This window comes from Lacisediminimonas sp. (genome assembly GCF_030645335.1).
Taxonomy (GTDB): Bacteria; Pseudomonadota; Gammaproteobacteria; order Burkholderiales; family Burkholderiaceae_D; genus Lacisediminimonas.
In genome coordinates this window covers 1-11,867 of the sequence record NZ_JAUSNH010000162.1, presented here as the reverse complement: position 1 = coordinate 11,867, position 11,867 = coordinate 1, and the positions used below count along the sequence as shown (strand labels likewise).

The 11,867-nt window shown below is 60.8% G+C and carries 13 protein-coding genes; 8 read left to right on the top strand and 5 right to left on the bottom strand.

The features are described 5' to 3' along the window. Together Q7T64_RS11265 and Q7T64_RS11260 are read left to right on the top strand one after the other, a co-directional pair. Positions 1-333: universal stress protein (locus Q7T64_RS11265; RefSeq protein WP_304795554.1), on the top strand; the 333-nt coding region annotated here is incomplete at its 5' end. 14 nt (positions 334-347) lie between these two features. Then, positions 348-749 carry a bacteriohemerythrin gene (locus Q7T64_RS11260; protein WP_304795552.1) on the top strand — a complete coding sequence of 134 codons (402 nt, stop codon included), beginning with the start codon at positions 348-350 and terminating at the stop codon, positions 747-749. A 193-nt stretch (positions 750-942) separates the two neighbouring features. On the opposite strand, the gene Q7T64_RS11255 is transcribed toward Q7T64_RS11260, so the two are convergent. Next, entirely contained in the window at positions 943-1,737 is a 795-nt protein-coding gene (locus Q7T64_RS11255; RefSeq protein WP_304795549.1) for a DUF4142 domain-containing protein, read from the bottom strand. A 310-nt stretch (positions 1,738-2,047) separates the two neighbouring features. Between Q7T64_RS11255 and Q7T64_RS11250 the strand changes: the two genes are divergently transcribed. Both Q7T64_RS11250 and Q7T64_RS11245 read left to right on the top strand, forming a co-directional pair. Further along, positions 2,048-3,844 carry a bifunctional diguanylate cyclase/phosphodiesterase gene (locus Q7T64_RS11250; RefSeq protein WP_304795547.1) on the top strand — a complete coding sequence of 599 codons (1,797 nt, stop codon included), beginning with the start codon at positions 2,048-2,050 and terminating at the stop codon, positions 3,842-3,844. 100 nt (positions 3,845-3,944) lie between these two features. Continuing rightward, positions 3,945-4,304, top strand: coding sequence for a DUF1488 family protein (locus Q7T64_RS11245; RefSeq protein WP_304795545.1), 360 nt, complete (start codon positions 3,945-3,947; stop codon positions 4,302-4,304). 66 nt (positions 4,305-4,370) lie between these two features. On the opposite strand, the gene Q7T64_RS11240 is transcribed toward Q7T64_RS11245, so the two are convergent. The 3 genes from Q7T64_RS11240 to Q7T64_RS11230 all read right to left on the bottom strand — a co-directional run bounded on the left by Q7T64_RS11240 (position 4,371) and on the right by Q7T64_RS11230 (position 7,808). Beyond that, positions 4,371-5,780, bottom strand: coding sequence for a sensor histidine kinase (locus Q7T64_RS11240; RefSeq protein WP_304795543.1), 1,410 nt, complete (start codon positions 5,778-5,780; stop codon positions 4,371-4,373). Then, entirely contained in the window at positions 5,777-6,445 is a 669-nt protein-coding gene (locus Q7T64_RS11235) for a response regulator transcription factor (RefSeq protein ID WP_304795541.1), read from the bottom strand. Before Q7T64_RS11235 ends, Q7T64_RS11240 begins: the two co-directional genes overlap by 4 nt. Before the next feature lie 376 nt (positions 6,446-6,821). Further along, complete coding sequence (locus tag Q7T64_RS11230; protein WP_304795540.1) at positions 6,822-7,808, bottom strand: DnaJ C-terminal domain-containing protein; 987 nt, start codon at positions 7,806-7,808, stop codon at positions 6,822-6,824. Positions 7,809-7,963: 155 nt separating this feature from the next. On the opposite strand from Q7T64_RS11230, the gene Q7T64_RS11225 reads away from it, so the two are divergent. Together Q7T64_RS11225 and Q7T64_RS11220 are read left to right on the top strand one after the other, a co-directional pair. Continuing rightward, a complete protein-coding gene (locus tag Q7T64_RS11225) occupies positions 7,964-8,398 on the top strand; it encodes an Hsp20/alpha crystallin family protein (protein ID WP_370653309.1) in 435 nt (144 codons plus the stop codon). A gap of 23 nt (positions 8,399-8,421) precedes the next feature. Further along, positions 8,422-8,829, top strand: a complete 408-nt coding sequence (locus Q7T64_RS11220; protein WP_304795538.1) for an Hsp20/alpha crystallin family protein — start codon at positions 8,422-8,424, stop codon at positions 8,827-8,829. Between the two features lie 122 nt (positions 8,830-8,951). Here the strand turns inward: Q7T64_RS11220 and Q7T64_RS11215 are convergent, their stop codons facing one another. Next, positions 8,952-9,917, bottom strand: coding sequence for a MerR family transcriptional regulator (locus tag Q7T64_RS11215; protein ID WP_304795536.1), 966 nt, complete (start codon positions 9,915-9,917; stop codon positions 8,952-8,954). A gap of 216 nt (positions 9,918-10,133) precedes the next feature. On the opposite strand from Q7T64_RS11215, the gene folE2 reads away from it, so the two are divergent. Both folE2 and Q7T64_RS11205 read left to right on the top strand, forming a co-directional pair. Then, the gene (folE2, locus tag Q7T64_RS11210) at positions 10,134-10,937 is read left to right on the top strand and encodes a GTP cyclohydrolase FolE2 (RefSeq protein WP_304795534.1); all 804 of its coding nucleotides are present in this window, start codon (positions 10,134-10,136) and stop codon (positions 10,935-10,937) included. A gap of 111 nt (positions 10,938-11,048) precedes the next feature. Continuing rightward, on the top strand, positions 11,049-11,867 hold an 819-nt coding region (locus Q7T64_RS11205), incomplete at its 3' end, for a class I SAM-dependent methyltransferase (protein ID WP_304795532.1).

Sequence of the window (11,867 nt, the reverse complement as noted above, 5' to 3'; positions counted from 1 at the left end):
GTGAGCGTCGCCGAACCCTATCCATACTCCCCGATCGGCGAGACGGCGTTCGCACCGGACCTGGCAGAGTACGAGCAGAAGGCGCTGGACCAGGCTAAGCGCAACGTCGAGCGGGTTGCCGCAGAGGCGCAAGCGGCCAATGTACCCTGCGAAACCCATGCGGTGCAGTCGTTCAATCCCTATGAAGAAATCATCAAGGCGGCCGAAAAGTCCGCTTGTGACGTGATTTTCATGGCGTCCCACGGACGCAAGGGCCTGAACCGCCTGTTCGTCGGCAGCGAAACCCAGAAGGTACTTGCCCACAGCAAATTGCCGGTGCTGGTTTTTCGCTGATCCAGGAGTTGGCGATGCCGTACTGGTCGGAGCAACTGTCGGTCGGCATACCGGAAATGGATGCCTCCCATATCAGTATGCTCAGCAGCCTTGAACACCTGGGGCAAACTGGCGACGACAATTTTCCGCTCGCCTACGAACGCCTGGTGGCTGAGGTCGAACGGGATTTCGCCGACGAGGAAGCCATGATGGAATCGATCGATTTCCCGGCCCTGCAAAGCCATCGCGAGCAGCATGCGCGGGTGCTTTCCGGCCTTCATCACGCATTGCCGCGTATTCAGTCCGGCGATATTGCGCTTGGCCGGGAAGTCATTGAATTACTGCCGCAATGGTTTTCCTTTCACATTTCAACCATGGACACTGCACTTGCCGTGGCTGCATTGTCGTGTGGCTGGAAGGGCGAAGCGGCTGGCTGAGCAGCCAATTAGTTGAATAGTTGATATCGTCGCCCGTTAATGGGTACGGTTGAACGAGCACTAATCGCCGTTTTGACAGCTTCCTGACAGGTTCGACGCGTATTCTCGAACCCGGATGTCTCCGTTGGATTGCCCCACCAGCCGCAAGGAATGGTGGGGCTTTTTTTATCGACAGCGATTGTCGGTCCTGGCTTTATTTTTTGCCTGGTGCTTCACCACTGGCACCGCTGCCGCCAGCACCGCTAACACCGGCACCGCTAACACCGGCACCACTGCCCGCAGCGCCCGTTCCGGCACCGCCGCTGGCACCGCTCCCGGACTCGGGTTTCGCCTTCATCCCCTGCGCCATTTTCATGTGTTCATCAATAGCTGGCTGCAGTTTTGCCGCCATTGCCTTGAGGTCGCTGTCCTTTGCCTTGCTCTGGATTTCCCGCACCAGTTTGCTGGTTTTCTTGTGCTCGATGGCGCCGCCCTGGGAAATATAAGTCTTGTCGAAGCGCTCCGCCGACAATTTTTCCATCGAGGTCGTCATGCGCTTGTGCTTTGCATCCATTTCAGTGGGCAGTGTCACTCCCTTGGATTGGGCCAGCGTCTGCAATTCTTTCATGGCGGCGCCGTGGTCATCGACCATCTTTTGTGCAAACGCCTTGACGTCGGGATTCTGGCTTTTTTGTAGCGCCATTTCGCCGGCCTTGACTTCGGTGAGGTTGGCCTGCGCCAGCTCATTCATCATTTTCTGGTCAGCCTTGGGCATTGCGGCACTGGCCGCGGTCGATCCGCTTGCCGATACGCCCGAACTCGGCTGCTGACGCATTGCTGCTCCGGATGGCTGCATTGGCTGGCCTGGCTGTGACTGCGCAGCTTCGGATGGTTTGGTTGCGGAAGATCCGGCGGCAGCGCCGGTTTGCGCATAAGCACCACCGGCGGAAAAAAGCGCCGCCAGCAATCCGACAGCCCACATGCGGCTGATCAATTTTCCTTTTTGCATTGTTTTCTCCAAGTATGAACGCACGGCGTGAATCGCCGGGTAACGCGATAACGCAATCGGTGTGCCAGATGAAAAAGGGCTGGCAAACCTGTCGTACTCGACTGACGACCGGATTTCCAGGTTTCAAATACGGAAAGAATTACCGGCAGCCTGCGTCAGCCGTGCAATGCGCTGCCCGATTGGCCCGCAGGAGTTCCGCCGGGAATTACCGGTCATGGGACCGACCGCCGCATTTTTCTGTTTCCCGTGCAGCCGAACTTAGAAATCCGGCTGCTGTCCTATTACCAATGCGTTGTTTGCGGTGAGGAAAATGCGCGATCTCGTGAACCAGCCCCGGCCACAAGGCACGCCATCGATTGCGCCGGATTCTGGCCGCCCATTGCGCCCCACCGACGAGGAGACAGCTGCCGCCGCCGACCTGCTGCGCCTGGCGGCTTTCGCCGCCAATATAGGGCTATGGGATTTCGATGCGCACAGCGGTGTGCTGACCGCCAACGGCGTTTTCAGAAGCCTGCATGGACTTGCTGCCGATCAGAAATTCGAGGAAGAGGAGTTCAGGAAATGCATCCATCCGGAGGATCGCGCCCGGGTAGAGGCAGCGCTGGTCGCGCTTGGGACCAATGAAACGACCGATCGCCTGGACATTGAATTCCGTGTGGTACGGCGCGATGATGGCGCCGTGCGCACGCTGCGTTCAAGTGGTGCGCGCATTCCGGGTGGCGCTGCCGAAAGCCAGCGTTTCGTCGGCATTACGCTGGATGTCACCAGCAGCAAGCTGGCGGAACAGCACCTGCGCGAGGCTTCCCAGCATGATGCACTGACCGGCCTGCCGGGCCGCGGCCTGCTGTTCGAATATTGCAGCCATTTGCTGGCAATGGCGCAGCGCACCCGCAGTAGCGGTGCGATGCTGTTCATCGACCTCGACCGCTTCAAGCCGATCAATGACAGCCACGGCCACGGCGTCGGCGACCAGGTGCTCCAGCAGGTTGCCAAGCGGCTGCTGAGCTGTTTGCGGCAGGAAGACATCGTCGGACGCCTCGGCGGCGACGAGTTTGTCGTCGCGATTCCCCATCCGGATGACCGATACGGTCCGGCCACGGTGGCCAAGCACGTCATTGCCGCACTTGAACAGCCCTTTTACGTCGATAACCTGCAATTGCACCTGTCGGCATCGATTGGCATCAGCCTGTATCCGCGTCATGGCAATGATCTCGACAGCCTGCTCAAGGCGGCCGACCATGCCATGTACCTGGCCAAGGAAGGTGGGCGCAGTCGCTATCAATTTTTCAATTCGCAAGACGAGGGTAATGGCGCCGCCGAAATGCAAATCGAATCCTTGTTGCGCGAGGCGCTGGACCTGGAATCGCTGCAACTGGTCTATCAACCGGTGGTGGATCTGCAGTCCGGCATGACGGTGGGCGCCGAAGCGCTGCTGAGGCTGCCGTTGAAGGGCGGCGATGTGATGACGCCCGATGTGTTCCTGCCGGTTGCCGAGTCGACTGGCTTGATCAACCGCCTCGGTGAGTGGGTATTGGCTGAAGTGGGGCGCCAGCATGCGCGCTGGTGCCAGGCCGGGTTGCCTGGCATGTCGGTCAGCGTCAATGTCGCACCACAGCAGTTTCGCCAACGCAAATTCGTGGCGCAGCTCGCCGACAGCCTGAAAAAATCGGGCATGGATCCCTGTTGCCTACAGATTGAAATCAGGGAAAGCACCGTGCTGGAGGACGTACCGCAAGCATTGGTCGCGCTGGAACAGATACGCCAGCTTGGCGTGCAGGTGGCGCTGGATGACTTTGGCACCGGGTTCTCCAGTATCGGCCTGCTCAGTTCGCTACCGGTCGACAAGCTCAAGATAGACCGCGTGTTTGTCCAGTCTATCGGTCACGATGCGCATTCCCAGACGATTGCCGACAGTGTGCTGGCGCTTGGCCGCACGCTGAACCTGAAAGTGGTCGGCGAAGGCATTGAGTCCGAATCGGTATATTCCTACCTGCTTGAGCACGGCTGCAACCAGGCGCAAGGCTATTATTTCAGCAAGCCCATATCAGCTGGCGAATTCGAACGATGGTGCAAGCAGGAACAGAGCCATGCGCAATCTGTCCATTGACAATGATTATTCATATCCAACAAGGGGTTTCATGGCGATTGTCCGCATAGCAACAACCGAAGTGCAGGTGGGTGATTCGGTTTATTTGTTCAACAGTGCGATGGATGCCGACCGCTTTGAAGCCTGCGCGGCAACTGTTGACGTTGCTCATTGCGAGCAGGTCCATCCGCCGTTTGCGAAACGTTCGGCGATGGGTAGCACTGCTGTGCAATTCACCGACGAGGCAACGCCGGCGGAAGATGGCGGCGTTTATTTCAAGGTCGTTGTCGAAGGCCGGCCGGTACGATGCCAGGTCAGCCTGGATGCCTTGCAAACACATTTCGAGGGCGGCACGGGGGCGCGCCCGGTGGACGCCTATTACCTTGGCCGCGCGCAGATTCATGCGGCCGCGGAAAAGATGCTGCGCAAGCAGCCGGGCCAGACCGTGGTCATCCGGTCTTCGGATATTCAGATCATTTAAACCTTGTCCCGCGCCTGATGCCGGAAGCAGTCCGCCGGGCCAGTCGCTTCTTGTCGGCCGCTTTTATCAGCTGACTGTTTCGCCAATGCTTGTGCGGGCCTGGGTTTCCGGCTGTTTTCCGCGCCAGCGTGGAAATCGTACCGATACCACGGTTCCAGCGCCATACTCGCCGGTATTGATTTCGATCGTGGCCTCATGTGCGGCTGCGATGTCGCGCACGATTGCCAGCCCCAGTCCGGTCCCCGCCACTTTGTCGTCCAGCCGGTAGAAACGGTCGAATACCTTGCCGCGATCATGCTCGGCAATGCCGGGGCCGTTGTCTTCCACGACCAGTACGCCAAAGCCATCGGATGCATGGCTGCGCACCGTCACGGTCGCCCGCGGTGGCGAATAGCGGATCGCATTGTCGATCAGGTTATCGATCAGGTCGCGCAACAGGAAATGGTCGCCGGCGACATTGGCCGGGCGCAGGTCGAAGCCGAGGTCGATCTGCTTCTTGTCTGCTTCCTGGACGAAATGCTGGATTGAATCTTCAACCAGTTTGTCGAGCTCTACCAGTCCCAGGCCATGCTTTTCGAATTGGGTCGGCTCCGCGCGTGCCAGCGCCAGCAGCTGGTTGGTCTGCCGGATCATGCGCTCCACCGAGGACGTCATCAGGCTGGACGAGCGCGCTGCTTCCTGGTCGTTGTCATAGCGCTGCCGCATCCATGCCAGTTGCGTCTTCAGTCCTGACAAAGGCGTGCGCAACTGGTGGGCGACGTTGGCCAGGAAATCCTGTTGCGCCCGCTTGCCTTTCGCGGTGCGTTGCAGCAGGCCATTGAGGGCATCGGCCAGCGGTCGCAATTCGACCGGCAAGTCGTCCGTTTGCACTTGCGACAGGTTGTCATGATTGCGCGCATTGAGTTGTGCACGCATTTGCTGCAGCGGCCTCATCCCGACGCCGACACCAACCCAGGCAATCGCGACGAACAAAATTGCCAGCAGCACCTGCTGGGTGATCAGCAGGGACAGTATCTCGTTGCGCACCTTGTTGCGCGTTTCAAGCGTCTCGGCCACGCCGATCAGGAGTTGTTCCTGCCCCATGGGCACGCGCATTGTCACCACACGGACCGGGACGCCGCGCATCACATTATTGTGGGCGACCGGTTCTCGCAGCGTGTCAGGTACGGGCAGGGGCGGAAAATCCCGGTCCCCCGCCAACGGCCTGCCGTCCAGGTGCCGGATCGTGAAAAAGATCATGTCGAACTGGTCCATGCGCAGGAACTGCTCGGTCTGCTTGGACAGGTTGGCGGCCAGGTCGCCGTCGCGATCGGTGACGTTGGGCTCCAGTGACCAGGCGGCGTCGGCCAGGCTCTGGTCGAACGCCGCCTGGGTCGGCCGCCATGCTGTCCAGTACGCCATTCCCGAGGCCATCAGGTTGATGGCCAACAAAGGCAGGATCAACCACTTCAGCAGGGACAGGCGAATGCTTTTCATGGGCTGCGCTTTTCCAGCATGTAGCCAAAGCCGCGAATGGTGCGGATCGACAGGTCCGCCGCAGCTGTCTTGATGCGCACCCGTGAAACGTATACCTCGACCGCATTCTCACTGAGTTCTTCGCCCCAGTGCAGGATCGCATCCATGATCTGCTGCTTGGAAACGACACGTTCGGCCTGGCGCATCAGGTATTCGAGCACGGCCCATTCCCGCGCAGACAATTCGAGTGCGTCGTCGCCTATGCGGGCACGCTTGGCGAGCAGGTCCAGCACCAGGCCTCCGGCTTCGAGGGCGCTGGTCTTGGGGGTGGCGCGTCGGTCGAGCGCGCGCAGGCGCGCAACCAGTTCGCTGGTATCGAAAGGCTTGACCAGGTAGTCGTCGGCGCCGAGTTCGAGGCCGTGCACGCGGTCATGCACCGCATCGCGTGCAGTCAGCAACAGGACGGGCATCGTGCTGCCGCGACTACGCAGGCGGCGCAGCAGCGCAAAACCGTCGATCCCCGGCAAGCCGATGTCCAGTACCAGGATCGTGAATGAGCTGCGCAGCAGGATGTTGTCCGCATCGGTTCCCGAGTGCGTCATCTCTACCGCCATGCCATTGTCTTTCAGTATCCGGGAGATGCCGTCGGCGAGGACCAGATCATCTTCAACGAGGAGCACGCGCATGGTGATGGAACGAGTAACGAAAAGGAAAAATGGGCGGCGGATAATCGGGCAACGGCTTTCGCCGTGCGGCGATTTTCCACACCAAGCATGTGCTCAACTGGCAGTGTAGCGCCCGGGCCGGCGCAATTGCCGCCCGGCTGCCAGCACAGCATACAGTGCAAACCGAGAGAGGATATCAGCAGGACTGGGTCCGGCACGAGCGCTTTGTAGCAGTTCGGATGCTGCTTGCCTGGACGGGGGCGGGGCAGGGCGCTGGCCGGCGCGGACTTTGTTGCTGTTTATTTATCGGCCGGGGATTGCATTTCCGTCGCGTAGCGGGCGTGCACATTCAGCCCCATCGGTCCCTTTGCTGTGCCTGGCAGTGCGCAGCGATCGCCTAGACCGCCAGCCCGGTGCGCGGGTTGAACGGCAGTTCCTGCGCCATCTGCTGATAGAGCTGTTTTGCCTTTGCCGTATCGGCCGCGGGCAGCACCACTTCCAGCACCAGGTAAAGATCGCCGGCGCCATGCGAGGGGCCAGGTATGCCGCGACCTTTCAGGCGCAGCTTGCGCCCGTGCTGGGTATGCGCCGGCACCCGCACCTCGACGTTGCCGTCGGGCACCGGTGCTTCGACGGTGGCGCCGAGCATGGCTTCCCAGGGCGTGACCGGCAGGCTTGCATAAACATCGCGGCCATCGGCACGGTAACGCGGGTGGGGCTTGAACCGGACTTCCAGGTACAGGTCGCCGGCAGCGCCGCCACCGGCGCCGGCGTTGCCCTGGCCAGCCAGGCGGATCAGTTGTCCTTCCTGCACGCCGCGCGGAATCGTGACGTCGAGGGTCTTTTGACGATAGCGAACCCGGCCGTGCGCATCGACTTGCGGCACGCGCAGGCCGATGCTGCGGGTGCTTCCCTGATAAGTGTCCTTGAGCTCCAGTTCGACCACGGCGCGATGATCCTCGCCACGCGCGGCCGTGCCGAAACCACCGCGTCCACCACCGGCCTGCGGGCCGCCGGCGCCACTGCGCATGCGGCCGAATATCTCAGAAAAGAAATCGCTGTACTCCGTGCCGCCAGGGCCACCGCCAGCACCAAATGGATGGCGCCCCAAGTCGCTGTCCGCACCGCCTTCCCAGCCCGGCGGCGGATGGAATTCCTGGCCGGCATGCATGCCCTGGGCTACGCGGTCATAGGTCGTGCGCTTGGCTGGCTCGGACAGCACGGCGAATGCCTCATTGAGCTCTTTCATGCGCGCTTCGGCATCCGGTTCTTTCGACACGTCCGGGTGGAATTTGCGCGCCAGCTTGCGGTAGGCCTTCTTGATCTGGTCTGCCGGCGCGTCGTGCGCCACACCCAGGATTTCGTAGTAGTCCTTGAATTGCACAGCGCTCTCCTCAACATGCCTTGCCTGGAAAAATGGTGGTCGACCGACTGCAAATCAAGCGCTTGAAAATCCTGGCGAGCATACCTATGTTAGCAATGAAACAGGATTTTCCTGCGCGTCAGAGGGGCGCGATTGATCAATGAAAGGAGAGAAAAATGCTGTACCAAACCATGTTTCCCCGTGATCTGTTTGCCGATTTCGAACGCCTGCAGCGCGAATTGATGGATGCCGTCGAAGGGCCCAGCATCCGCGGTGCGCGCGGCGGATTTCCTGCAATTAATATCGGCAGCACGCCGCAGTCGGTGGAACTGTACGCATTCGTACCCGGCCTGGATCCGGCCAGTGTTGAAGTGAACCTGGAGAAGGGCGTCCTGACTATTTCGGGTGAACGCGCCAACGACCTGGCGACGCCGGAGAAGAACGCCACGGTACATGTCAATGAGCGCTTTTCGGGGCGCTTCCGGCGCGTCGTCAGCCTGCCCGACGATATCGATCCGGACGCGGTAACGGCGGCTTATCGCGACGGCGTGCTGCATATCAGCGCCAAGCGGCGCGAATCGGTCCAGCCGCGCCGCATCACGATCCAGTAAAAACCACACCAAGGAAAAACGTCATGAGCAAATCCGAACTGCAACGCGGTCCAGAGAGCCCGACTGAACAAGCCGGAGAGCAGGCGCATGAGCCTCCTGCACAGGCGCTGTTGCCGCCGGTCGATGTGATCGAAGACGCAACAGGCATCACGCTGGTGGCTGACTTGCCCGGTGTGCCGCGCGACAAGTTGACCCTGCAACTCGATACCGACAGCCTGACCATCGAAGGCGAAGTGACGCTGGATGTGCCGCAAGGCATGGAGTCCAGCCACGCCGAGCTGCGCGTGCCGCGCTATCGGCGCACATTCAAGCTGTCCAGAGAGCTCGACGGCGAAAAAGCCAGCGCCGAGCTCAAGAATGGCGTATTGCGCTTGCGCATTCCGAAGGCTTCGCATGCGCAGCCACGCAAGATCGAGGTGCGGGTGACCTGAGTCGCGGCCCGGCCCGGCCCGGCCTTATCCGGCTGTTGGCCAGGCAGAAAAGCGAAAGGACGCAGCGCTTCGGCGCTGCGTCCTTTTTCATTGGCTGTGGCGGGCACGCCCGGCGCAAAGGCTCAGCGCTGGATAGCGTGGCGCGCGCGCCATTCAAGGACGGCGGCTTCGATTGCGCCTAGTTGTCGCAGCGTACGCACCTTGGACAATGCGCGCCGCGACAGCGCAGGGCAACTGCCGCCGGCCCATATCTCGATGGCGGGATCCAGGTGGGATCGCAGCGTCAACAGGCCATCCACCACCTGCGCACTGTTCATCACGGGCGAAAAAGACAGCGCGACGATGTCGACCTGATGTGCCGTGGCCGCCGTGACGATATCCGACACCGGGGTCTGTACACCCAGGGACATGCAATCGCAACCGCCAAGCGCCATCAGCGTTTCGGCCATCAACAGGCCCAGGCTATGCGGCTCCTGCGGGAAGGTGGTCAGTAGCACCCGGGGACGCACCGGGCCGGTGGGCGCCGCGGCATGCCGGCGCGCAATATTATTGATCGCGCTGCGCAGCAGATGGGTCAGCTGCTCCGTGAACAGATGTTCTTCGTGGATTTGCAGGTCGCCGCGGGCCCAGGCCTCGCCAGTGAGTGTCGACATGGGCGCCGCCACCCGGATCACGAACTGTTCGATTCCCATGCGCATGAGCTGGCCTGTCAGGGTTTCCCGCAGCGCGTCTGCCTGATGGGTGCGCAGCAATTCGACCAGATGGGCCAGCTCTTCATCGAGTGCACTGTCCACGGCTTTGGCCTCGGCCTGGTTGCTGCCCTGTTCGGCCGCCAGCGCACTGAGCTCGGCAACTGACTTGGCGACGATCTTGCCTGGCCGATGGCCACCGTCCATCAGGCGCCGCAACAGGCGCAATTTTTCGACCTGGCTGGTGGGATAGACGCGTTCATCGTTGGCGTCGCGCAATGGCACCGGAAATCCGTAACGTCGCTCCCAGACGCGCAGCGTGTCCTTGGACAGGCCCGTGTCGCGCTCTACGGCGGCAATTCCAAACAGGTCAGGCGGGTTGCTGGAGGCGGGATTCATGCATTTTTTTGTGGTGAGCAAAGATTCCAGTTCGCGGGTAATATCTAGTTTGTCTAGGTCAAACTGTTTGAATCCGCGAATATGGCTCGCCATTATAGGATTGCAGCCCGTTTTTGACTAGGACAAAGGAAAACCTTGTCAGGTTCGCCGCTTATGGCGAGCAGTTTCCATAGCCGATAGCAGGGCAGGCCATAACCAATATCCAGGACATGCGCGATGAACGCTCCCGAAAAAATCTTCCTAGCCGACGTACAGTCTTTCGCCGATGTGCGCAACATCGTGATCCAACGCGTTGGCGTCAAATCCATTGTCCATCCGGTATTGGTGCAAACCGCAAACGGGACACAGCCGTCAGTCGCCACCATTGACATGTATGTCCGGCTGCCGGCGGATGTCAAAGGCACGCACATGTCGCGCTTTCTTGAAGTGCTGCAGTCGCATCACGATGCGCTGTCGCTGGACAGCCTGCGCGCGATGATGGCCAGCATGTTGCAGAGGCTGGAAGCAAACAGCGGCATGATAGAAATGCGCATGCCGTATTTCGTCCGCAAGACCGCGCCGGTTTCCGGCGTTGAAAGCTTGCTGGATTACCAGCTCACGCTGCGTGCTGAACAGAAAGACGGAAAACTCGCGCTGACCCAGCAAGTGCTGGTACCGGTGACCAGCCTGTGCCCTTGCTCCAAGAAAATTTCTGCCTACGGCGCTCACAACCAGCGCTCGCACATCATCATCGCGGCGACCCTGGTGGACGGTGAGCAGATGGCGGTGGAGGAGCTGATCAGCCTGGCCGAGCGTAGCGCTTCGTGCGAACTGTGGGGGCTGCTCAAGCGGCCAGACGAGAAATATGTCACCGAACGCGCCTACGAAAATCCCAAATTCGTGGAAGACCTGGTGCGCGACATTGCCGTGGCGCTGAATGCGGATATGCGCATCGGTCGCTACGAAGTGTCCTCCGAAAATTTCGAGTCGATTCACAACCACTCGGCTTATGCCTGGATCGAAGGGCCGCAACGTGCATGAACCGGACCACAATTTCCCCTTTGTCGCCATGTCCTGCCTTGCGCCTGGCATGCGCAGTGGCGAGCACTGGGCCGTCGAAGAGCCAGCGCCAGACACTGACGAGGTGCGCCGATGATTGAGTCTCCCGCGCCGCGCCCCCTTGACTTTTCCGCTGCGGGCGATGCCCGTGGCAGCCAGCCGCACAATCCGCCTCTGGACGCGCGCCACTTGCCGGCACGCGCCCGGGTTGCGTTGCGCTTGCTGGAACGGCTGCAGAGCGGATCGCTGTCGGTCACCCTGCCAGATGGCCAGCACATCAGCTTTGGCCCGGGCCACGGCTTGCATGCCGATATCGTGATGCACGACTGGCGCTGCTGTGATGCCGCATTGAAATCCGGCGACATCGGCTTTGCGGAAAGCTATATCGATGGCGGCTGGACCACCAGCGACCTGACTGCGCTGTTGAAGCTGTTCATCCTCAACCGCAATGCGATCGAAGGCTTTGTGTATGGCACTTGGTGGGGCCGGCTGTTGTATCGGATCAGGCATCTGCTAAACGGCAATAGCCGCGCCGGCAGCCGCCGCAATATCCATGCGCATTACGATATCGGCAATGCGTTTTACCAGCTCTGGCTGGACCCGACGATGACCTATTCGAGTGCGCTGTTTGGCGACGCCAACGCGCACGACGAGCATGCTGACGCGGCGCAGCTGCCGCGCGCACAAAAGGCAAAATACCAGCGCATGCTGGATGCCTTGCAGTTGCAGCCCGGCGCTTCGGTGCTGGAAATCGGTTGTGGCTGGGGCGGCTTTGCCGAAGCGGGATTGCGTGCCGGCATGCAGGTAACCGGACTGACGCTATCGACCGAGCAACTGGCCTGGGCGCAACAGCGCTGCGCCGGCCTCGCAACGCAAGAACCCACAGCGGCAATGGCCGACCTGCGCCTGCAG

Coding starts and splice junctions, on each gene's coding strand:
- Q7T64_RS11260 (WP_304795552.1), top strand. CDS start 348: ATGCCGTACTGGTCGGAGCAACTGTCGGTCGGCATACCGGAAATGGAT.
- Q7T64_RS11255 (WP_304795549.1), bottom strand. CDS start 1,737: ATGCAAAAAGGAAAATTGATCAGCCGCATGTGGGCTGTCGGATTGCTG.
- Q7T64_RS11250 (WP_304795547.1), top strand. CDS start 2,048: ATGCGCGATCTCGTGAACCAGCCCCGGCCACAAGGCACGCCATCGATT.
- Q7T64_RS11245 (WP_304795545.1), top strand. CDS start 3,945: ATGGATGCCGACCGCTTTGAAGCCTGCGCGGCAACTGTTGACGTTGCT.
- Q7T64_RS11240 (WP_304795543.1), bottom strand. CDS start 5,780: ATGAAAAGCATTCGCCTGTCCCTGCTGAAGTGGTTGATCCTGCCTTTG.
- Q7T64_RS11235 (WP_304795541.1), bottom strand. CDS start 6,445: ATGCGCGTGCTCCTCGTTGAAGATGATCTGGTCCTCGCCGACGGCATC.
- Q7T64_RS11225 (WP_370653309.1), top strand. CDS start 7,964: ATGCTGTACCAAACCATGTTTCCCCGTGATCTGTTTGCCGATTTCGAA.
- Q7T64_RS11220 (WP_304795538.1), top strand. CDS start 8,422: ATGAGCAAATCCGAACTGCAACGCGGTCCAGAGAGCCCGACTGAACAA.
- Q7T64_RS11215 (WP_304795536.1), bottom strand. CDS start 9,917: ATGAATCCCGCCTCCAGCAACCCGCCTGACCTGTTTGGAATTGCCGCC.
- folE2 (WP_304795534.1), top strand. CDS start 10,134: ATGAACGCTCCCGAAAAAATCTTCCTAGCCGACGTACAGTCTTTCGCC.